The sequence below is a fragment of the Paenibacillus sp. PK3_47 genome (genome assembly GCF_023520895.1).
Classification (GTDB): Bacteria; Bacillota; Bacilli; order Paenibacillales; family Paenibacillaceae; genus Paenibacillus_AQ.
In genome coordinates, this window is the sequence record NZ_CP026029.1 from 5,335,729 (window position 1) to 5,359,314 (window position 23,586).

The 23,586-nt window shown below is 50.6% G+C and carries 11 protein-coding genes; 9 read left to right on the plus strand and 2 right to left on the minus strand.

Going from position 1 to position 23,586, the window contains the following annotated elements; all coding sequences use genetic code 11:
• Positions 1-691: 691 nt before the first annotated feature.
• Together C2I18_RS23115 and C2I18_RS23120 are read right to left on the minus strand one after the other, a co-directional pair.
• Positions 692-1,762, minus strand: coding sequence for an isocitrate/isopropylmalate dehydrogenase family protein (locus C2I18_RS23115; protein ID WP_249898069.1), 1,071 nt, complete (start codon positions 1,760-1,762; stop codon positions 692-694).
• 41 nt (positions 1,763-1,803) lie between these two features.
• Positions 1,804-2,649 carry an AraC family transcriptional regulator gene (locus C2I18_RS23120; protein ID WP_249898070.1) on the minus strand — a complete coding sequence of 282 codons (846 nt, stop codon included), beginning with the start codon at positions 2,647-2,649 and terminating at the stop codon, positions 1,804-1,806.
• Positions 2,650-2,791: 142 nt separating this feature from the next.
• Between C2I18_RS23120 and C2I18_RS23125 the strand changes: the two genes are divergently transcribed.
• The 9 genes from C2I18_RS23125 to C2I18_RS23165 all read left to right on the plus strand — a co-directional run bounded on the left by C2I18_RS23125 (position 2,792) and on the right by C2I18_RS23165 (position 23,063).
• On the plus strand, positions 2,792-5,938 hold the full coding sequence (locus C2I18_RS23125; protein WP_249898071.1) for a carbohydrate-binding protein: 3,147 nt from the start codon (positions 2,792-2,794) through the stop codon (positions 5,936-5,938).
• A 220-nt stretch (positions 5,939-6,158) separates the two neighbouring features.
• A complete protein-coding gene (locus C2I18_RS23130; protein WP_249898072.1) occupies positions 6,159-8,474 on the plus strand; it encodes an AraC family transcriptional regulator in 2,316 nt (771 codons plus the stop codon).
• 65 nt (positions 8,475-8,539) lie between these two features.
• The gene (locus tag C2I18_RS23135) at positions 8,540-9,964 is read left to right on the plus strand and encodes an extracellular solute-binding protein (protein WP_249898073.1); all 1,425 of its coding nucleotides are present in this window, start codon (positions 8,540-8,542) and stop codon (positions 9,962-9,964) included.
• 305 nt (positions 9,965-10,269) lie between these two features.
• Complete coding sequence (locus tag C2I18_RS23140; RefSeq protein WP_249902216.1) at positions 10,270-11,175, plus strand: ABC transporter permease; 906 nt, start codon at positions 10,270-10,272, stop codon at positions 11,173-11,175.
• 37 nt (positions 11,176-11,212) lie between these two features.
• Entirely contained in the window at positions 11,213-12,085 is an 873-nt protein-coding gene (locus C2I18_RS23145) for a carbohydrate ABC transporter permease (RefSeq protein WP_249898074.1), read from the plus strand.
• 128 nt (positions 12,086-12,213) lie between these two features.
• Positions 12,214-13,731: an extracellular solute-binding protein gene (locus C2I18_RS23150; RefSeq protein WP_249898075.1), complete on the plus strand. Its 1,518-nt coding sequence runs from the start codon at positions 12,214-12,216 to the stop codon at positions 13,729-13,731.
• A 128-nt stretch (positions 13,732-13,859) separates the two neighbouring features.
• Entirely contained in the window at positions 13,860-18,554 is a 4,695-nt protein-coding gene (locus C2I18_RS23155; RefSeq protein WP_249898076.1) for a pectinesterase family protein, read from the plus strand.
• A 19-nt stretch (positions 18,555-18,573) separates the two neighbouring features.
• Positions 18,574-21,162: an Ig-like domain-containing protein gene (locus C2I18_RS23160; RefSeq protein ID WP_249898077.1), complete on the plus strand. Its 2,589-nt coding sequence runs from the start codon at positions 18,574-18,576 to the stop codon at positions 21,160-21,162.
• Positions 21,159-23,063 carry an S-layer homology domain-containing protein gene (locus C2I18_RS23165; RefSeq protein ID WP_249898078.1) on the plus strand — a complete coding sequence of 635 codons (1,905 nt, stop codon included), beginning with the start codon at positions 21,159-21,161 and terminating at the stop codon, positions 23,061-23,063. The genes C2I18_RS23160 and C2I18_RS23165 overlap by 4 nt, the downstream gene beginning before the upstream one ends.
• Positions 23,064-23,586 lie beyond the last annotated feature (523 nt).

Genomic DNA, 23,586 nt, shown 5'->3' on the forward strand with positions numbered 1-23,586 from the left:
CCGTTCTGAACGGGGCAACCGCTGAGGTTCATTGTACTCGGTTTTTCGAGTACAATGGGCGCGTTTGACGTCGCAGAGGCGCGATGTACTCTGTTTTTCGAGTACAAAAGGCGCGTTGCACGTTGCAGAGGCGCAATGTACTCGGTTTTTCGAGTACAATGGGTGCGTTGCACGTCGCAGAGGCGCAATGTACTCGGTTTTTCGAGTACAATGGCCCCGTTGCACGTCGCAGAGGCGCAATGTTCTCGTTTTTTCGAGTACAATGGCCCAGTTGCACGTTGCAGAGACCCAATGTACTCGGTTTTTCGAGTACAATGGTCTCGCTGCGCGTAGCAGAGCCCGAATGTACTCGTTTTTTCGAGTACAATGGTCTCGCTGCGCGTAGCAGAGGCGCAATGTACTCGGTTTTTCGAGTATATTGAGCGCGCTGCACGTCGCAGAGAACAAATTTACTCGTTTTTTCGAGTACAATGGCCCCGTTGCACGTCGCAGAGGCGCAATGTACTCGTTTTTTCGAGTATATTGAGCGCGCTGCACGCCGCAGAGCCCGAATGTACTCGTTTTTTCGAGTACAAGGGGCTACTTTCTGCTGGAGGACAATTGGGCGTGAGGTAAGGTTTACCTGCAATGCAATTTTACAACAGGGGGTTGTACCTCATGGGCAAACCACCCGCTGGGAGGGTGGTTCTAATTAAACATCATTCAAATTGGCAATAACCGCAGCTGTGAATTCGGCCGTGGAGGCGGTACCTTTTAAATCGCGCGTTTTTACCCCATCCTCCATGGTCTTAAATAGAGCTTTTCCGATCAGCTCACCCGCCGTCTTCAAGGAAGTGTCCGCATGTCTGGCGCTCAACCAGTCCAACAGCATAACGGAGGACAAAATAATGCCAACCGGATTGGCAATGTTCTGCCCGGCTTTGTCAGGTGCAGAGCCATGGGCTGCCTGGGCCATTGCCAGTTTGTCGCTGGTGTTGATGGACGGGGCCAGTCCCAGGCTGCCCACCAGCTCACCTGTCAGGTCAGAGAGGATGTCGCCGAACATGTTCTCCGTGACAATGACGTCAAAATCCTGTGCCCGGCGGACCAGATGAGCGGTCATGGCATCGATATGATAGTCATCCACCTGCACTTCCGGGTACTTAGCGGCGACCTCCAGACAGACGTTCTTAAATAGGCCGCTACCCAGCTTGATCACATTTGCTTTGTGCACAATCGTCACCTTTTTGCGGCGCTGCACCGCCATCCTGAAGGCTTCGTGGGCAATGCGCTCAACGGCTTTGCGGGTGAAGACACCGGTGGATACCACTACGTCCTCGGTAATCTGCCACTCGCCGGTCCCCGCGTACATATTGCGGTCCGAATAGAAGCCTTCTGTATTTTCACGGAAAATAACCAGATCGGTGTCTGCTACAACGCCCTTAATACCAGGCAGATTCCTGGCGGGACGAACATTTGAATAAAGATCAAAGTAATGCCGGAGCTCTCCGCTCGGATTACGGCCTTCCTGATACTCCTGCGGATATGCGGCAGAGTCATGCGGGCCCATAATCCATCCGTGAAGCTTCTCCAGCGTATCCTTGGTCTGCTGCGGCATCGGATTCCCGTATTCTTTAATAGCGGTCCAGCCCATCGGAAGCGTGACGAATTCTATACTCACTTCCGCCAACCGGGAAGCTGCTCCCAGTATATCAACCGCAGCCTGCGTAATCTCCGGCCCGATCCCGTCTCCGTACAGCGCGCCTAACTGGTATGTATTCATATGATCAAATCCTTTCGGTGGGTTGGACAGATAAAGCCGTTCTATTCGCGTAAACTGGAAGGATTATATCCTTTAATCGACTTAAATACACGATTGAAGGTTCTTATATTATTGAATCCGCAATCCAGTGCGACAGTGGTAATCGGATCATTGGTTGACCTGATTTGTTCTTCCGCCGCATCCGCCCGGATGGCATTCAGATAATGCTTGAAGTTCGTGCCGGTCAGACTTTTGAACAGCCTGCAGAAATGAAACGTGCTGAGATTAAAGTGGCCTGCCGTTTCAGCCAGTGTCAAGGGCTGCATGTAGTCTGACTGCAGATATTCTATAATCTTCTGCATCGTCTTCAGATTGGCGGTCCGGCGGTTCTCCTGTTCGCCGTCCAGCTGTGTATCCGGCGCATGGCGCTGCAGCGTCGCAAGCAGCTCCAGCGTTTTGCCGGTAATAATCATAGGGGAATAAGGATCGTTTAACTGCATCTCAGCATAGACCTCGTCGAATAATCCCTTTAGCCGGTCACGGATGCCGGGATTTATTCCACTTTCCTGAATCGTGTCCTTAGTTAAGAAGGAGCTCTTATAGCTGATGTCTGAAGGACGTGCTGCATAGCCGCCAAGCAGACTTGGCTGAAAGACCAGAATATAGAACGTAGCCTGATCCATGCTTTCATACCAATGAATATCTCCGCTGCAGCATACCGCCACCTCCCCCTTGGTTAAGATGGTCACCTCCTGATTGATCCCGAAGCGCACAGAGCCGTCCATCACCAGAACCGCTTCCATATCTGAATGCCAGTGGGCACGGAAGGAGAATTGCTTCTGCTCATGCCTGTAAATCCGCAGCGGGAAGTCCGGGGGATAGGAACGTAATTCATGATAAGCCTTCATCTTATGAGGCCTCCTAAATAATTGAGCAATTTCTGTCCATAAATGAGCAAGGAATGACTTTCTGCAACGCTTATCCGGAGCTATAATTTGAGTCATTCACGGACAGATCATGATTACTTTATTATAAGAGGATGTGGAACGATTGTACAAAACCAGTGAGAATTCATCCCGGGCAGTAGATGGTACTACAGGTACGCCGCTGGGAGGATTCGGAGCAGGGGCCGTCAAATTTTGCGCGCATAACGGAACCTTTGCAGCTGTCACGCAGGCTCCCGCAGACCAGAATGATTATGTACCGATGGGGAGGTCCGGATTCCAGTTCTATTCCTGCTGCGGAGGACAAACCGAGACATTACATATAATGCAGGCTTATTGCTCTAATGGACGCTATGAAGATGACGCAGTCTGGCCGGAGCATAGAGTCAACTTTGGAACATTAGGCAGGATCAAAGTCCGGATGACGGCTTTTTCGCCGCTGGACCCGAAGAATCCCGGGCTTATGAGTATGCCGTATGCCTTTTATGAGCTGGAACTGGAAAATGAATCGGATGACGATGCGGCTGCCGCATGCGCTTTTCATGTAGATAGGCCAGCAGGGCCTGCTGAATATAAGCAGGGAAAAGGTTTTGCTTCCGATAAATGGGCTGTATATGCGGCAAGCAGCGATCCGGAGGCTGTTATGACCTGCGGCGGCGATGACAGCCTGTTTTTCAGCCATGGGGAATATAACGTCCAACCTCTGCCGGATGAACTTGTGAATAAGACAGCTGTAAAGGTTAACCTTGCCCCGGGGGAGACCAAAACAATCCGTTTTGTATTAGCCTGGTATGATGATACCGATCCGGAACGTGCTTATTACCTGAATCTGTATGACAACCCCGGTGATATTGCGGCGCTGGGAATAGAGAACTTTGACCGCCTTAAGGCTAATGCCGATGAGCTTGTTAACCGGATGCGGGGATCCAATCTGCCGGTGTGGCTGCAGAACCAGACTTTGAACACGCTTGCAAATTTATCGAATAACTCAATGTATAAAAAAGACGGAAGAGTCGCGTTTGCGGAAGGGGAGTGGACCTGCTTCGGTACGATGGACCAGATGTGGCATGCGCGGCAGATTGTGAATCAGCTGGTGCCTTTTTTCGCCTGGCAGGAGCTGCGGTACTGGGCCAGAACCCAGAAGGATAACGGGCAGATCCATCATGATTTTAACAGCAGCGGGCCCGATAAATCGGTACTTGTAGACTGGGATGATAAAGATCACAGGGACTACAGGGAAATCAGCAAGTGGGTGGACCTCAACTGCGGATTTATTATTTCTGTCTTTGAAACCTTTCGTGCGACCAATGACAGGGAACAGCTGGATTTCTTCTGGCCTTATATCCAAAAAGCCGGACAGCGGATTCTGGATCAGGTAGAGCTGTACGGGAGTCCTGATTATGCATATACCTTTGACGAGTCCGAAAACTCCTATGATGCCGGCGGGGACCCCAACCCGTATAATGCCAGCCTGTCTGCAGCTGCTTACCGGATTATGATTGTACTTGCCGGGATACAGGGCGAAAAATTTGCAGCAGAGCAGTACCAGACCGCTTATGACACCGTTGTCTCCTCCTACCGGGCCCGTTACCTTAAGCCATCACTGCCGGCAGGCAGAGGCTGTGAATCCTATTTTGCCGGTCAATGGCTGGCCTTGCACTTAAAGCTTGGGGAGATATGGTCCGCTTCCGAAACAGATGCTGTGCTGGAAAGCCTGGACAGCTACTATCATCCCTACTATTGGGGGCTGGGTAATCTGAACGGTACCTACAACGAGTGGACCCCGTATCTTCTTGTGCATTATGGAGGGCTGCTGCTGAATACCGGAAGAGCCGCTGAGTGGGCTGCAATGCAGAAGGATGCCTACAACAGGCAGTATAACAACAGAAATTATGTCTTTAACCACCCCTTGGACATTTTGCCGGCGGCAGCGGAACCTGATTATGCTGCTGCAACGGTTTCCGGGGATAAGCAGTACATCAGCATGCCGGGAATCTGGCGGAATTATTACGATATCGCCGGTTTCTGCCGGGACAGCCATACGAAGGAAATTTGGCTAAAGCCTGTTATCCTCGAGGAGATGGCCCATGAAATGACAGAGGTTATGGTCATCACACCGGAAGGCTACGGGACTGTAAGCTGCAAAGAGAGCGGAGAAGGGTTCCAGAATAAAGAGATTACGGTGAAGTTCGATCAATATATCGAAGTCAGCACCATACATATGGCTGATCCTTACGGGGATAAAGTGACTGTAGCTGTCAATGGAGAGAAGGTTGCATTTACCCGTTCCGGCACCGGCTACGCCAGAGAGCTGCTTATCGAGTGGAACGGGAGAATCGGCAGCAGCGGCATCAGTATCGTAACTGCAGGCGATCCCGGCAGCCCTCCGCCGCCCTTGCCTGCAAAACCATCCACCGGAGCGGATGGCATTAAGCCTTCTGCACTGCGGAGTGCTTACCGCTATATGGAAGCCGAAAGCGCGGATGAAACGGCAGGTGTAAGCCTGGTCACCCCTGTCGGAGGCACCTGGTATGTAACCGACTGCCATAATTTTGACTATATCAAGCTGGACAATGTCGTGTTTGAAGACACCGGTTCCCGGACTTTTAAAGCAAGGGTCTCCAGTACGGCTGCAGATTCGAGGATAGAGATTGTTCTGGACAGCGTGGGCGGAGAAGTCATAGGAAGCTGCCCTGTCCCGTGTACTGGAGGCGAGGGGGCTTGGGTCTATGCGGCCTGTCCGGTTACCAGAACTTCCGGTACCCATCATGTGATTCTGAAGTTTTACGGAAATACGGAGGGCAATCTCCTGAATATCGATAAATTCAAATTCGTTCAGGATGACGGCAGGCTGGACCGGTCGGAATGGACGGCAGCTGCCTCCAGGAATGGTCTGAACGCTTATGCCGTTCTGGATGAGGATGCTGCTGCGGGCTGGAGGGCCTCCTATCAGGCTGACCCTATTCATCTGATTATTGATATGCAGGAGGAGCAGCTGTTCAACAAGATCACATTGGACAGTGATATCGGGGACAATCCCGGTCCTTACCGGTTGTTCGTCTCGGCTGACGGCGTGAATTACGGAAATGCAGTTGCAGCGGGTTCCGGCCGGAAAGAGACAGGATGTACCGAAATTGAATTTCTCCTGCAGAAGGCCCGGTTTGTGAAACTGGTGCTTTCGGATGGGGAAGAAGCCCGGCTCTGGACCATCTATGCGCTGAATGTCTGGAACACTTCAACCACAGCATTGTAATCGTCTCTGATGAACCAACAGTCCTCATCTTATTTAAGGTGGGGACTGTTTGCAAGTGCTTGTACACGAATGGCGAAAAGTCTTTATACACTGTAATAAACAGAAAAATGTTAAAGAAGTTATATAAAGTATATTGTGCGAAACCCCGTTTACTGAGATTATATAGGTTGTCTGAAGATAATCATCCGCCTTAATGAAAGGCTGGACAGGAGGGATGAAGTTGAGCAAATATTTGCTGAAGCTGCTCGCCTATAGTCTTGTGCTGGGCATTCTGCCTACTATAATTATCGGCTTTGCTTCCTACTCGATTGCTTCGGGGGATATGGAGAAGAAGGTCAAGGAAATGAATATGCAGTGGCTGGATCAGACGCAGATGCGTGTAGAGCAAATATTGAAGACTACTGAAAAATCAGCCACCCAATTTGCCAACTCCTCCCTGGTTAAGGAAGCGATGAACAGTCCGTTATCTTCATATAACTTTGAGTCCATCCGGCTGCTTACCAAGGAGCTGTATAACCTGCAGTCCAGCGATGCGATTATTAACCAGGCCTATCTCGTCAGCCTTGAGCAGAATTGGGCGCTCAACCTGAATGTGATGAAGCCGCTGGATCAAATGGAGAACCGCCAGGAATTCATTGACAATGCCAAACAGCCAAAAAGTATATTCTGGTATACAGGGCTGTCTGCTGCAAATACGGATCTTTTCTACGAACCTGTGGAAACGATTACATTGGTGCACAAGATTCCGATCCTGCCGCAGACCGATAAACCGCAGGGTCTTCTCGTCGTAAGTATTATTTTATCGGAGATTCAGGATGTCATGGGGTTATCCTCCAACGTATCCAGCCGGAACTATATTCTGGACCGCGCGGGTGAAGATATTCTCGCTGCTGAAGCAGACAAGAAACGTTATAAAGAGATTAACAGCGCTGTGGTACAGCAGTTACAAGCAGATACAGACCAGCCAGCGGGAATATTTAATACCCGGCTTGACGGGAAAGAAGCGGCTGCCATGTACCGTTCCTCAAGCTATAACAGCTGGACTTACATATCGGTAGTCGACATCGGGGAGATGAAGAAGGATACCCGCAAAATAGCCGGCTTCACTATTCTGGTCTGTCTGGCCATTGTGCTGGTTGTCGTCACCCTTGCCTTGTATGGAAGCCGCCGGATGTATCTCCCGATCAGCAATCTGCTTCATGTAGCCAGAACATACGATCATTCGGACGGGGAACAGCGGTCACCGCGGAACCGGGATGATCTGGAATACATCAAATCCAGTATCCAATCGCTGGCCGGGTCACGGGACCTGCTGGAGAAGCAGATGCTGGGACAGACCAGCCATTTGAAGGAGTATTTCGTATTAAAATTATTTACAGGCCAGATCAGCGAAAACGATTATTTGTTCCGTTCCGAAATATACGGCTTCCCGTCCGGATGGAAAAGCCTGGGGGTTCTTACCCTTCAGATTGATAATCTGCAGGAAACGCGCTGCCGGGAGGAGGACCGTGAGCTGCTGCTCTATGCGGTCAGCAATATTGCCCAGGAGGTTCTGCCTCCTTCGCTCCGCTTTCCTCCGATTACACTGAACCAGTCTCAGGTTACGCTGGTGGCTACGGACCAGGATGACAGGGAAGCGGTCCGGAATATTTTGTACGAAGCCGCAGAGTGTATCAAGATAAACGCGGAAAAGGTTTTGCAGATCAAGGTGAGCATTGGCATCAGTAATCCTTATGTACAGCTGACCGATACTGTGATTGCTTACGGGGAAAGCCTGAACGCCTTGAAGGCACGGATCAGCCTGGGGCCGGAGATTATTATTCATTACGGGGATCTCGGAAGCCAGGGGGGAAATGAACATTATGAATACTCCCATCTGAAAATGCTGGAGGAAAGGGTGATTTACGCCATCAAGGAAATGCAGCCGGAGAGCGCTTCTGAGCTGCTGGGGCAGTACCTCGACACGTTGGTCTATAAGGACCGTGCTCTGTATGAACACCAGACGATGCTTCTGCAGCTGGCTTCAGGACTTTTGCGGATTGCACAGGAGCAGGGGATTCCGGTAAAGCAGGTGCTGGAGGGTGAAAGTGACATGCGGAAAATCTTTCAGCTGCAGACACGGGAGGAGATCATTCACTGGTTTGAATCCAAGTTGATCCATCCCATCATCAAGCTGCTGTCTGATAATTCCAAGATCCAATATGTAAAAATCGCCGACAGGCTCGTCAATATGATTCATGAGCAGTACGATCAGGAGATTACGCTGGAAATGTATTCGAAGATTCTGAATTATCATCCGGTGTACTTAAGCCGCATCTTTAAAAGGGAAATCGGTGTATCGTTCAGTGATTATTTGACGGATTACCGGATGAAAATGGCCAAAGAGATGCTGGAGAAGACGGATATGAAGATCTCGGAAATCAGCGAGAAAATAAAGTATAAAAATATCAGTTCTTTTATCCGCAGCTACAAAAAAACGTATCAGATTACACCAGGCCAATACCGGGAAAACATGATGAACGGAGCGGAGAAATGAAGATTACTATCTTACGAGTCTTATGCTGCCTGATGTTGGCTGCTGTGCCGGCAGGCTGTGGGCCCATGGGCGGAAGCGGGGGGAAATCCCTGCCTTCTTCCGCCTTCAACCTGTCCATCGGAGCCACGCTGATCGGTGAGCTGCCTCCTAATAATAATGAAGTCGAGCAGGCCATCGAGGCTTACACGCAGACGAATCTGCAGATTGAATGGATTCCGATGTCCGCCTATGATGATAAGCTGAGGCTGATGATTGCCGCGGGGGAACTTCCCAAGCTTGTGAAGCTGGGATATTCGCCCGATTATATCGCTACTATAAAAGCAGGCCAATTCTGGGAGCTGGGCCCTCTGCTGAAGGATTATGCCCATTTATCGGCGCTGGATAACCAGTATTATCACAATATCTCCGTGGAAGGGCGGATCTATGGGGTGCCCATTATCCGTGATCTCGGACGTGCGACAATTCAATACCGCAAAGACTGGTTTGACCGGCTGGGGCTTGAGGTACCGGTAACGCTGGAGGATTGGTACACTGTCGTGCGCGCAATGACCCTGGAGGACCCGGATGGTAACGGAAAGCACGACACCTATGGGATGGTCTTGGATAAAAGATACAATACGGATGTCAGTTCTATACTGACCCGGATTTCCGTATCCCAGGGAGGGCCGAACAAGTGGCTGGAGGAGGAGGGGCGCTTCACGCCTGAATTTCTTACAGAGCCTTTTTTGGACACCTTGAAATTATTCAGAAGGCTGTACCGGGAAAAGCTGATTAATTCCGATTTTGTAGTTGTCGATACGAATGAAACGACCAAAATCTATGATTCAGGCCGTGCCGGCATCCAGATTTCCGGAGGCAACGCCCAAAGCTGGATGGACAAGTTGACGAAGACGGTGCCGGAGGCGGAAGTTGATGTGGCTTTTCTTACCGGTCCGGAAGGCAACCGTCTGCCGGGTGAACCGGGAAATGCCGGCTTCTTTGCGATCCCCAAGGATTCTGTCAAAACATTGGAGGAAGTCAGGCAGATACTGGATTTTCTCGATAAGCTGTTTGATCCTCCCATGCAGACAGTGATCAGCAAAGGCATTGAAAGCAGGCATTGGGCTGATAAAGGGGAGTATGCAGAAATTCTGGACAGGACGCTGGATCTGAAGGAAGTGAAGCCTTACCGGGATTTGTTTCCTTATCTTGTGTACGACCAGAGTTCGGTTAAACCGAGTCTGCAGCCCGAGCTCTACCTGAGGACCCAGCAGCTCGGCAGGCAGAACAGGGAATACATCGTTGAGAATCCGGCGCTGACCCTGGAATCCGATACCTACAGGGAAAAAGGCAAGGAGCTGGAGCTGATCATTCTTGACGCAGAAACCAAATTTATAATGGGCATGATTGATGAAGAAGGCTGGCAGGCAGAGCTGGCCAGGTGGCAGGAAGCAGGCGGCACCCGGATGTGCCGGGAATATGAACTGGCTTACAGCAGGACTGTAAGATAGCAGGCGGACAGAGATCCTCGGATCTCATCCGCCTGCTTTTTTGCCGTGCAGAGCCTCCGCTTCAAAGGTTGTATAAAGTGAACTGCATGGATATATGAGGGTTATTGCAGGCCGGAAAACCTGCGGGGAAGCCCTATTGGCAGCAGGAGAGGTGAACAGGTTAGCTCAGCCTTATAGCCGGTCATAACCGGATGAAATAGTATTGGACCCAGATAGCAAACAAAGAAATCAAGGAGGTTACAGAGTTGAAGCAGAACGTAACAACTTCTTCAGGAGTACCCGGCATCAGGGCCCCAAGGGGCAGGATGGGTACCCTGCTGCGGGATATCACCCGGGATAAGTGGTTATATCTGATGCTGCTGCCTGGTGTCATCTATTTTATTATCTTCAAATACGTGCCTATGTACGGGGTATCCATGGCTTTCATGGACTATAAGCCCTATACCGGTTTTCTGAACAGCCCATGGGTCGGCTTTAAGCACTTTGAACGGTTTTTCTCGGAGCCGCAGTTTGGCATGCTGTTCCGCAATACAGTGATCTTAGCCATTTATAATCTGGTCTTCTTTTTCCCGATGCCGATCATTCTGTCGCTGATGTTAAATGAGGTGCGGCGCGCCAGATTCAAAAATTTCATTCAAACGTTAATCTACATTCCCCATTTTGTCTCCTGGGTGGTCGTTGTCGGGATCTTTTACATTCTGCTGACTACGGAAAACGGAGTGCTGAATGAGCTGCTGTATCAGATTACCGGCAAAAAAATCGCTTTCCTGCTTGAAGCGGAATGGTTCCGGACGATGATCATTACCCAGTCAATCTGGAAGGAAATCGGATGGGGAACGGTGATTTTCCTTGCTGCTCTGGCCGGTGTGGATCTGCAGCAGTATGAAGCAGCGAGAATTGACGGGGCCAACCGCTGGCGCCAGCTATGGCATATTACGCTTCCGGCAATCCGCAGTACGATTATTATTCTGTTTATTCTCCGTTTGGGGAGCTTCCTGGATTCGGGCTTTGAGCACATCTTCCTAATGATTACTCCGACCAACCGCGAGGTGGGCGAAGTATTCGATACCTACGTGTATACCAAAGGGATGACTCAGGCCCAGTACAGCTATAGCGCCGCGGTCGGCCTGTTCAAATCGGCAGTCGGTCTGGTATTGGTGCTGGGGTCCAACTGGCTGGCCAAGAAGTTCGGAGAAGAGGGTGTCTACTGATGCCGCTTCATAAACAGGAACGGAGGAGGTTTTAATTATGCATCAAGACAAAACCATGGGGAACCGGATTTTCGATGTGATCAATTATACGCTGTTAATCCTGATCGCACTGGTCTGTGTGTTGCCATTTGTATATGTGTTAGCGGTTTCATTTACGAGCCCGGCGGAGGTGGCCAAGGGCGGACTGATTCTGTGGCCGAAGGAATGGTCCCTGGCCTCATACCGCTATATTTTCTCAACGGATACGCTGTTCCGGAGCATGCTCGTCTCCATCTACATCACGGTAGTGGGCACCTTCATCAATCTGCTGTTTACCTCGCTTATGGCTTACCCGCTGGCCAAATCCACACTCAGAGGCCGCCAGTTTATACTGCTTGCCGTATTGTTCACAATGCTGTTCGGCGGAGGCATGATCCCTACATATTTTGTAGTCAAAGCCATGGGGCTGACGAACAGCTTATGGTCCTTGATGATCCCGAACGCCATCAGCGCCTTCAACCTGATCGTGCTTAAAAATTTCTTTCAGCAAATTCCCGACGGGCTGGAGGATTCGGCCCGGATAGACGGCTGTAACGATGTAGGTGTGCTGTTCAGAATTGTGCTTCCGCTGTCCATGCCGGCTATGGCTACCTTTGGTTTGTTCTATGCCGTCGGGCATTGGAACCAGTTCTTCAGCGCCATTCTGTATATCAACGACAGCACGCTGTATCCGATTCAGGTTCTGCTCCGGCAGATCGTCATCTTATCCCAGGGCAGCATCGGTGACACTTCCATTGATAACACGGAAATTCAGCCATTGACGATCCGGATGGCAGTCATTGTATTTGCCACGGTCCCCATTCTGCTGGTCTATCCGTTCCTCCAGAAGCATTTTGCCAAAGGGGTAATGCTCGGATCAGTCAAAGGCTGACCGTGATTTAAATTAAGCTTGCAGGCTATGAATGTCCATATGTCCTGGTTGCAAGGGGATATGGGCTTACCATAGAAATTTCTACAACCGGAGGGGTTAGGTCAATGAAGAAAAGAATGGCGTTACTAATGGGGGGCACATTACTGGCCACAGCTGTATTGTCGGCATGCGGTTCCGGAAATGAGCAGAATGCGGCAAACGGCAATACGAGTCCGGCCAACAGCAGTACGAACGCACCTGCAGAGGATCATTCTCCGCTGGAGCTTTCGATTGCTGTACACCAGGCTGCTGAAGTACCGGCTAAAGGGAATGCCATGGAACAGGCGATTGAAAAGTATACAAACACTAAGCTGAACTTCCAGTGGATTCCGACTTCAGGCTATGACGAGAAAATTAACGTCATGCTTGCTTCAGGAGAGCTTCCCAAGGTGATCAAGATCAGCTATGTTCCTACCATCGTTGCTGCGATGCAGTCGGATGTCTTCTGGGAGATCGGACCTTATCTGCAGGACTACAAGAATCTTGCGGCTCAGCCTGAAACCTATTATGACAATATTAAAGTAGAAGGAAAGCTGTACGGACTGCCGGTCTTCCGGAGTGTGGGCCGGGCGGTCCTCCAATACCGCAAGGATTGGTTCGATGAATCGGGCCTGCAGGTGCCGAAAACGCTGGATGACTGGTACAACGTTCTAAAAGCCGTGGCGGAAAATGACCCGGATAAGAACGGAAAGAAAGATACTTACGGACTCATGCTGGACAAAGGCTATAATCAGAATGTCTCCTCGACCTTAACCAGACTTTCGGTTATGCAAGGCGGTCCTAATAAGTGGGAAGTGGATGAACAGGGGAACTTCACCCCGGAGTTCATGACCGAAGAGTTTAACGATACCTTGAATCTGTTCAGACGGCTGTATGCCGAGAAGCTGATTAACCAGGATTTTGCTGTAACCGATTCCCAAACCGTGGATAAAGCTTATGAAGCCGGCCGGGTAGCCCTGCGGATCTCCGGAGGCAACGCCCAGACCATGCAGTCGAATCTCGAAAAGGTCGTACCGACGGCAGTTATGGATGCGGTTGCCCTCGAAGGTCCCGGCGGAATCCGGGTTCCTGCGGAGAGCGGCAATGCCGGGATTCTGGCCATTCCAAAGTCCTCCGTAAAAAGCGAAGCGGAAATGAAAAGAATTATGACGTTCTTTGATCAGCTGCTCGACAAAGAGATGGTCAATCTGATCAATAAAGGCATCGAGGGTACCCATTATTCAGTAGAAGGGGATTATACCATTCCGCTGGATAAGGATGCCGATGCCAAAGAAGTGAAGCCTTACCGGGACACATTGCTCCAACGTGGAGAAACGTACAATATGGATAAGCCGATGAAGCAGACGGAGCTGTTCGTGAAGAACAATAAAGTGGTAGCAGAGAACGAAAAATATGCGGTGACTAATCCGGCCCTTACCCTGATATCCAATACCTTTACAGAGCGCGGCAGCGAGCTGGAGCAGATGATTACGGACGCGGAAACCAAATATATTATGGGCAAAATTGATGAAGCAGGCTGGAACGCGGAGGTTGAGAAATGGAAGGAAGCCGGCGGCAGCAGCCTGATGGAAGAGTACAAGGAAGCCTATCTGAAAACCAAACAATAAAGAATAGAAGGTAACCCTAAAACCGTCTTATGCACCTGGAAAGGAAGATAAGGCGGTTTTTAGAACAGTCTTTGAAAGCGCTTATACCGGAAAGGGGATTTACCATATCAGTTAAGAGGAGGACATCCATGTACAAGCGATCCAAAAAGGCCGTAAGCAAATTACTGGTACTGGTCATGCTGGTGACCACCGTGTTTAGCCTGGGGCATGCTCCTGTGCAGGCGGAGGGTGCAGCGCAGAATGGCATGATTGAGGTATGGGACTTCGGAGGTGTTCAGGCAGCGGGAGATGAATATACCAACCATATTACAGTGGATACGCTGAACGGATTAAGCGCCTCTGTCGGGTCCGGCTGGTTTAAAGAGAATACTTCCTTCGGTGATCTGACGGTCATGACGCCTGCCGGCGGAGGTTATCACAGATTATATTATTACGACGGTGAAGCTATTGGCGCGCTATCCTACGGAAAGCCTACTACCAAAACCTTCAGCGACGGGTATGACAGCAGGGGTTCCGTCTATTCTGCGGGTAACGGAGATGCTTCCGCCAAGTACATCCGCCTGGAGAATGTGAAAGCAGGAGACCTCATCCACTTATATGGTTTCGTTACCAACGGGGCCGGCCCTGCAGCTGTTAATTTCGCACTGATCAGCAGCGCAACCGGTGAAGCCGTGACGGGCAATAAGGAGGCTTTCACTTCAGCAGGGCAGATCCTTGAATACCGCGCGCTGGATTCCGGGACTTTGCAGATTTATTATACAGAGTCAGGAAGCCATAAACCCAACATTGCGAGAATAACCAGGACTCCGGGTGTTAAAGTAACCGGTACACTGAACTTGAATGAGCATGTCCTGTCAGGCCATTCAATCGTTTTTCAGAACCAGTCCACCCAAGAGCTCCTTCCCGCAAAGCTGGAGGCTGACGGGACGTATACTGCAGTTCTTACCGCAGGGTACACGTATACAGCAGTCCTCAGAGGTGTCGACTCTGAATATGCCATATCAGATGACTCCAAGACAGTTGCCGTTACAGCTGCCGATATTCACAGCGGCATTGATAATCTTCAGTTACATGTAGCCAGAATTCCTATGGCGAACATCAGCGGAACCATTACCGGATTTGAGGCTGGTTACAGCCTGGATCATTTGAAGATTACCTTCAGTCCACAGGAAGGCAGTCTGGCTCCGGCTGTTGATGCCCGGCTGAATAAGGCAGACCTGACGTATTCCGCAGATCTCCGTGCAGGGGAAACCTATGCATTAGCCATTTCCGGCGTGAACGATTACGGGCTTCATGGAGAGGCAAGTGTAACCATCCATAAGGACATAACCCGAAATATTACGGTTGCAAAAGCAGCGGTTTACACTGCAGCAGGCGCCTTTACCGGATTGCCGTCCGGAGTCGGCATTGGCAGCATCAAATTTACGAATCTGAATGACGGGTACAGTTATACCGGAGAAGTCAGGGATGGAAGCTATACAGTCAAGCTGAGGGATGGTGCCTATGCTGTCACCGCAGTTTCTTCAGATCCCGCCTATACAACTGCCGGACACGTCGTTATCAATGGAAGTGACACTGCCAAGAACATCAGGTTCTCCAGCATTAAGCCGCTGCCGCCGCTTCCTCTGGTACAGGATTTATACGTCGGTGACAGCGCCAAAGAGCATAACTATGCATCTGTTAGGGAAGCACTTGCTGCAGCCGCAAGGATGAATCCGGCCAGTGAAGCAGAGCGCATCACGATTCATATTGCGCCAGGCATCTACCGGGCACAGCTGAAAATCGCAACGCCGTATATCAATCTGGTCAATGCGGATCCCGGCAAAGAGGTTAAAATCACCTGGTACTACGGGGTCGGCTATGATTATTACAGTGCCGGCGCGGATGGGCTGTATAACGAGGACCGGGCTTATGACAAGTATCTGAAAGGCAACCCGGGCAGCTTCAAATGGGGAGCTACCGTATTTGTCACCAGCGCCGCAACCGGATTCAGAGCAGAAAATATCGTCTTTGAGAATTCATTTAACAAATACATTACAGAGGAAGAGCTGGAGGATGGCGTTGAAGTCACGACGATCAACTCGCCTACGAATCTTACGCCAAGAACAGCATCACTGGATGCCAGGTCAAGAGGGGCGACGGAACGGGCAGCGGCCATTGCCGTCGAGGCGGATCAGGCCGAGTTCTATCGGTGCAGATTCCTGTCCAATCAGGATACGCTGTTTACGGGCAACACCCGCCAGTACTACAAAGACAGCTTCATAGAAGGCAACACTGACTATATCTTCGGCTCGGGAAATGTTGTTTTTGACAATAGTACACTTCACTTTGCCGGCTACAGCGATCAGGATTCGGGAGGGCATATTACGGCAGCGAAGCCGTCCTCAGCTTCGGACCCTTCCTTTCACGGTTACCTGTTCAGGGACAGTACAGTAACGGCATCCGGTGACAAATACAAGGCGGCAGGGGATTTCGGAAGACCTTGGGGGCAGGATGCCAAGGTGATCTTTCTGGATACCAGGCTGCAGAGCAGCTCGATCATCTATCCGGAAGGCTGGGCTGGAATGGGCGGCTCCGTCCCTGAGAAGGCAGACTTTTATGAATACAACACAACGTATAACGGTGAACCGGTAGACACATCGTCCAGAAAAGGAAATGTGCTTAGCGGAACAGCAGCTGTGGTGGATGTAACCCAATATTTCGGCAGTGATTGGGTGCCTCATTACTATGAGCCAAGTACATTAACAGCACCTGTCCTGCAGGCAGATGCTGTAAGCCCGTCCCGGGCTGTGCTCAGCTGGCAGGCTGCTGTCAGCAGCATAGGTTCTGTCCTGTATGAGGTGTATCAGGACGGGCACAAGGTGGCTACGACAACTGAGGCGACCTACACGGCTGATCAGCTTGCGCCTTTGACGGGCTATACTTTTAAGGTAACGGCCATCAATACTGCGGGAAATACAGCGGACAGTGCCAGCGTGCAGGTGACGACTGCAGAAGGGGGATTGCCTTCCGCACCGGTACTGGCAGCAGAGCCGGGCAACGGCAGCGCGAAGCTTAGCTGGTCCTCGGTTACGGGTGCCACCTACTACAATGTCAAAGGGCGCACCGCCGGCAGCGCAGGCTATGACATGCTGTATACCGTCAACAATTCAACCGTTACTTCTTACACGTATTCTGAATTGGCCAATGAAACTCCATATCATTTTATTGTAACCGCCTCCAATGAATACGGGGAGAGCCCTGACTCCAATGAAGTGACAGTAACCCCTGGAGCCGGATCCGGACCGGAAGCAGCTATTAAACCGGAGGATTTCACCGGATACGACATAGGCAGCCCGAATATGGCAGGTTCATCCGGTTTTGATGAAGATACCAATCTGTTTACACTTACCGGTTCAGGAACGGGGATTAATAAAAATGCTACCGGACTGGATCAATTTTATATGAAGGCAGTCAAAATCAAGGGAGACTATACGCTGAGCGCCAAAGCAATATATACCGGAGGCCAGCTAGGCCATATGAGCCTTACGCTCAGAGAAAGCCTGGATCCGAACAGCTATCATTATACGCAGGCTGCCACGGCTGCAGGCGGCAGAAAAATGTTCAGATACAGCGGCTCATCCAACGGTTCCAATTCAACGATTCCGATGAGCGGGACGGCGTATCTGCAAATCACAAAGATTGGGGATAAAATCACGTCCATTGTCAGTTCGGCACCCATTCCGGAACATCCGGAGGCCTCGGACACGCTGGCAATCAGCACAGCCACTGCGAAGCATCTGGGCCTGGACGAGAACGGGAACCCGAAAGAGCTGTACGCCGGGCTAATGGTGAACGGTGCCAACGCGGCCTCATCCCTGACAGCCGTTTTTGAAGATGTCAAAATTGTGATGGCTGACGGTACAGTAGCGTTTGATGCCAATGCCGGAAAGCCGGTGGCGCCGAAAAATGTGAATGCAAAGCCCTACAATTCGGGTGCCGAAATTACCTGGGACGCTTTGAGCACAGCAGCATCCTATACGGTGAAGCAGAGCGAACGTATAGAGGGGCCGTTTGAAGAAGCCGTAACGGTCGGAGGCTCGGTCTATAAAGCTTTCGTAACAGGGCTGGAAAATGATAAAACCTACTATTTTACCGTCACGGCAAGCAATGCCAGCGGAGAAAGCGTCCCGTCCGGCGCGGTTAGTGTATCGCCATCAGCATCCGCGGATGTGCCGCCAGTCATCACGATGACTTCACCGGAGCCAGCCGGCGAAGTAACCAGCGCCATTCTGCCGCTAAGCGGAACCGTGGATAAGGAGAGCACGCTCACCATCCATAACAACGGAATTCCGGAAAAACTGGATGGAAGCAAAGAATATCTGACCTTAAGTAAAAACGGGACTTTCAGCGCGAACCTGACTCTGGTACCGGGTGTGAATGAGATTGAAATAAAAGCTGCCGACACCTACGGAAAGGTGACAACCGTTAATTATACCGTTGCTTATAAATACAAAGCGGGAAGCATCGGCTTCTATAGTGCAGAGGAGCAAGCCATTACCGTCCTTGAAGCAGGCAAGGAAATTATTATACAGGCAGAAGTTGAAAACTATATAGCCTCAGCCAAAGATGTCATGCTGGTTGCAGGGCTGTATGACGGGGACAACAACCTTATTAAGTTCATTTGTACCGCTGAGACTCTGTCTAACGGTGAAGCAGATTGGTTATCTGCCAGACTGAAGCTTCCGGATGATGTGAGCGGGTATACACTCAAGGCTTTTGTCTGGGACAATTTCACGGATATGCAGCCCCTATCGGACATTGCTGTACTGAAATCGAACTAATTTGCGGGGAGGAAACACGATGAAGAAGCGGATTCTTTCGGCTGCACTGGGTGCTCTGCTGAGCTTGTCATTTCTGGCAGATGCGCTGCCTGCTTATGCAGACCAGGCCCCGGCAGACATACCTGCATTTCCGGGTGCCGAAGGCGGAGGGATGTATGCCAGCGGAGGCCGGGGTTATGATGTCTACGAAGTGACCAATCTGAATGATTCCGGCCCGGGGTCCTTAAGAGACGCAATCAGCGAAGACAACAGAATGGTTGTTTTCCGGGTATCGGGAACGATTCACTTAACAAGGGCGTTAAGCTTCAGTAACCGTAAAAATATTACGGTCGCCGGACAGACCGCCCCGGGTGACGGGATTTGCATTGCCGGCTTCAACACGGACATCAGCAGCGCGAGCAATATTATTATCCGGTATTTAAGATTCCGGCCCGGCTCGGCCAATATTTCCAGCGAGCCGGATGCGCTGGGCGGCAGAGGCTCGAACTATGTGATGATCGACCATGTCTCTGCCGGCTGGTCTACAGACGAGGGATTGTCCTTTTATGAGAACAATAACCTGACCGTGCAATGGAGCATTATCAGCGAGAGCCTTACTCTATCGGGACACGTCAAAGGAAAACACGGGTATGGCGGAATCTGGGGCGGCAATGCGACCACCTTCCATCACAATCTGCTCACGAGCCATACCAGCCGGATGCCGAGAATCGGAAACGGCAATACGCCCGGAAATATCACCATGTCTAACAACGTGATTTATAACTGGGGTTTTAATAACACCTATGGAGGCTTAACGACGCTGCAGTCCAATGTAGTAAATAACTACTACAAACCGGGTCCGTCCACGCTCCAATCTGTCAAAGGAAGAATCATTAATCCCGGGGACGGCGAGTTCTATGTGAAAGGCAATTATATGTACGGTAATCCGGAAGTGAGCGCAGACAACAGCAGGGGAATTCAGAATGCAATTCCGTCTACCGTGCTGTCGGAGACCCCTTTTCTTAATGACAGTTATTCTACGGTCAAGATTACGGATGCTGAGCAGGCATATAACGATGTGTTACACTCGGCTGGAGCTGTGCTGCCGAGGAGAGATGCCGCAGATGCCAGGGCTGTACAGGATGTGATCAACGGAACAGGCCGGACGATTAACCGGGAATTTGAGGTCGGCGGCTATCCGGAATTACTGTCAGCAGAGGCTCCGCAGGACCGTGATCATGACGGCATACCGGATGCCTGGGAAGATGCCCATGGACTGAATAAGGAGGACAAAGCCGACGGGAAGGCAATCAGTCCAAGCGGGTACAGCAACCTGGAAAATTATATAAACAGCCTGGCAGACATGGCTCATGGAGCGGATAATCCGGTAGTCAGATTAACGTCTCCTGCGTATAACGCTTTATATGAGGAAGGCGGTACAATCAGCATTTATGCGGAGGCTGCCGACACAGACGGGATTGCCAAAGTACAATTTTATAAAAATGACCTGCTGGCCGGAGAGGTGAAGAAGGCGCCTTTCAGCTTTACGCTTGATGATGTGGAGGAAGGGACCTACTTTATCTCTGCCAGAGCCTATGATACACAAGGGAATTCAACCCAGTCCACCTCCATGCCGGTCCATGTTAACGGGCCTGAAATCGCTGGGGAATGGACCTCTGCGGATATCGGCAGCACGCCTGTCAAAGGCAGCGGGAGTCTGGATGACTCCGGTATTTTAACAGTTAAAGGTTCAGGCAAAATCACCGGCAAAAATGACAGCTTCCACTATGTCTATCAGCCGGTCAGCGGCAATGCATCTTTGACGGCCAGACTGGATTCTATTGCTTTGCTGGATAACAATGCTATTTCCGGACTGATGATCCGGGACAGTCTGGAACCGGACGCCGCTGCCGCGCTGATCAGCACCTCGATCGTGAAGGCAGACCGGGATGAGCTGGGGAACGGAGACAAGGACGACACGTACTATGCCACCTATTTTTCATCCCGGATGAATAAGGGGGAGGCGGTCAGGACACTGAACAATGCCGATTATCCCCAGGACTACTTGCCAAGCTTAACGGATAACACCCTGCCGATCTGGCTGAAAATCGAGCGGATAGGCAGTACAATTGCAGCCTTTACCTCCTATGACGGTGAACAATGGACAGAGCTGTACAGGGATACTTTTAATATGGATAAGGACGCCTATATCGGATTTGCAGTCGACGGGACCCAGCCGCAGATTGAGGATAAGTATTACAATGTGGCCAAATTCTCCGATGTACAGATCAGCAATTCATTTACGGTAACCGATGTCAAAATTACTGATGTTCTGGGAAATGAAACTGCAGAGCTCGCCCCGGGGCAGAGTGCAGTGGCTGAAGTTACGGTAAGTAAAAATTCAGTGGCCGCCATGGAGGCTGCAGTTGTTATTCAGCTGTGTGAGGCAAGCGGCAAGGTCATCTCCACTTCATATGTGAAGTCGGCATTTGGGGTCAATCCGGTCAAAACGGTGAAAGCCGTGTTCAGTACTCCGCTGAATCTTACGGGACTACAAATCAAAGCCTACGTAGTGAATAACGTAAAAGACGGACAGATCATTTCTAACCAGTTAGGGGTGGACTTATGAGCAAAAATGTCTATCGGACATTCCTGGCCTGGATCGTGTTCTCGATGGCTCTGCTTAACATAGACAGTTTCCGTGTATCGGCAGATTCAATATTAACGGTAAGCCAGCAGGTAGATCATAGTAAAGTATCTGTAACCGTTCATTCAGCGGCAAATATGCAGGACACCGTAACTATCCTGATTATGCAAAAGCTGACCCATTCCGTAGCCTATATGGATCAGGCGGTGCTTCGTGACGGACAGCATACCTTTAGCACCCTGCTGCCCAAGGGAGAATACTACGGATTTGTGGGCTCCGTAAGCAGCGGTAAGGCAGACTTGAATGAGTTCAGCATCATGCACGAAGAAACCATCACAGGCTTCAGGCCCTTGAAGGCCATTACAGTGGCCAAAGGCGGAAGCTTTGTACTGCCCGGTTCAGTCATCGCTGTCTTTGACAACGGGGCGAACAGGGAAGTCGGTGTGAAATGGACCAAGGTCCCGGATACAGAGACATCAGGGCAGTTTCTGATTACCGGTGAGGTCAATGGAAGCCCGAAAACTGTAGAGTTAGTGCTGAATGTGGGCGAAGCACCAGCGACACCGGAGCCAACAGCCACACCGGCACCAACCACATCGCCAACACCGACAATCACACCGTCTCCATCATCGCCTGCAAACACAGCCCCGCCAGCATCGGGCCAGACTGCGGGGGCAGCTGCAAAACCATCCCCTTCACCAGGGGCAGACAGCCCGGCGGTAACGCTGAATGCAGTACTGGATGGGACTACGGGAATAGCGAAAGCAGAGGTTACAGAAGCGGCGATCAACGCAGCATTGTCCAAAGCTGTATCTGACATTCATGGCCTCAAGACCATAGAAATCATTATGCTCCAAGCTGAAGGCGCCAAGGGATATGAGCCGGTATTACCGTCCAGCGTGTTCAAACAGGGGGATAAGAAGCTGCTGTTTAAATTGACCACCCCTATTGGAACGGTTGAACTGCCGGGCCATATGTTTGAGGAGCAGCTCCCGGAAGGCAGTACCACCGTTTCCATTGTTCTGGCATCCTCAGATAAGTCAGTGATTACGGACCCGTCTGTCAGAAACAGTGTCGGTGATAAACCTGTTATTGAACTGACCGTAAAAGCAGACGGTAAGGCCGTTGAATGGCAGAACAAAAACGCACCGGTCAAGGTATCGCTGCCTTATATGCCGGCGCCGGCTGATCTGAAGAACAGTGAGCATCTCGTCGTCTGGTACATTGACGAGGCAGGGAGGGCAGCTAAAGTATCAAACACGAAATACAGCCCGGCAGAGAGCAGGGTAACCTTTAGTACGTCCCACTTCAGCAAGTTTGCTGTTTCTTATGTATTCAAGACGTTTAATGATGCAGCTGTATTCCGATGGGCTCAAAAGCCGATCGAAGTATTGGCTTCCAAGGGGATCATCAATGGGGTGTCGGATACCGCCTTCGCTCCGCAGGCTAACATTACAAGAGCGGACTTCCTCGTGATTCTGGTAAGAACACTAGGGCTTACGGCTGATTTCAGCGGCAACTTCAGCGATGTCAGCCCGTCAGCGTACTATTATGAAGCGCTGGGCATTGCCAGGCAGCTCGGAATCGCCACCGGCACAGGGAACGGCGGATTTAACCCGGCTGAACCGGTCTCCCGCCAGGATCTGATGGTTCTCAGCAGAAGGGCGCTTCAGATCAACGGTACCGCTGTCACGGAAGGCAATGCTGCGGACCTCCGGAAATACAGTGACTGGGCGGAGCTTTCAGCATATGCAGCAGAAGACGTTGCGGCAATGGTGAAAGAAGGGCTTGTCAGCGGCAGCGGAACTGCCCTGAGCCCCAAAGCCTACGCCAATAGAGCGGAAGCTGCCGTAATCATGTACAGAATCTTCAATAAGCTGTAAAAGATTATTTTGCATAGCAGTACGCCTCCCGTTTCGGGGGGCTTTTTTGCATGCTGGTTGAAGTAGATCTAAGAAGGAACGATTGCTGCGGAGAATGAATGACCAGGTTAGCGGCTTAAAGTAGGGGGCTGATGCAATCTAATGTACTTTGTTTGTGCAGCAGATGACCGCTAAATCGACGAAAAGTAGATTCTATTGCAGTTTGTACAGCGGATATTCAGCATTTAGCTGCTTTTAGTCCACTTATCCGAAATCAAATGTATGAAATACAATGGAATGGACTTTTTGGCGTTACGAAGAGATTCTATTGCACAAAATGCAGGATTGTAGATAAGCCGTGTTATGAAAAAGGGTTTCAGCGAGCACGTACAGCGCACACCGATCAACCTAAGTGGAATTTCTCCAACTAATCCTCCGAAAAATACCCGTATTACTCTGCATGTTGGAAAAACTCCACTTAAATCTGCTGAATGAGTCTTTATAAGCCTTTATCTGCCCGAACAGCTGGAGAATTTCCAACTAA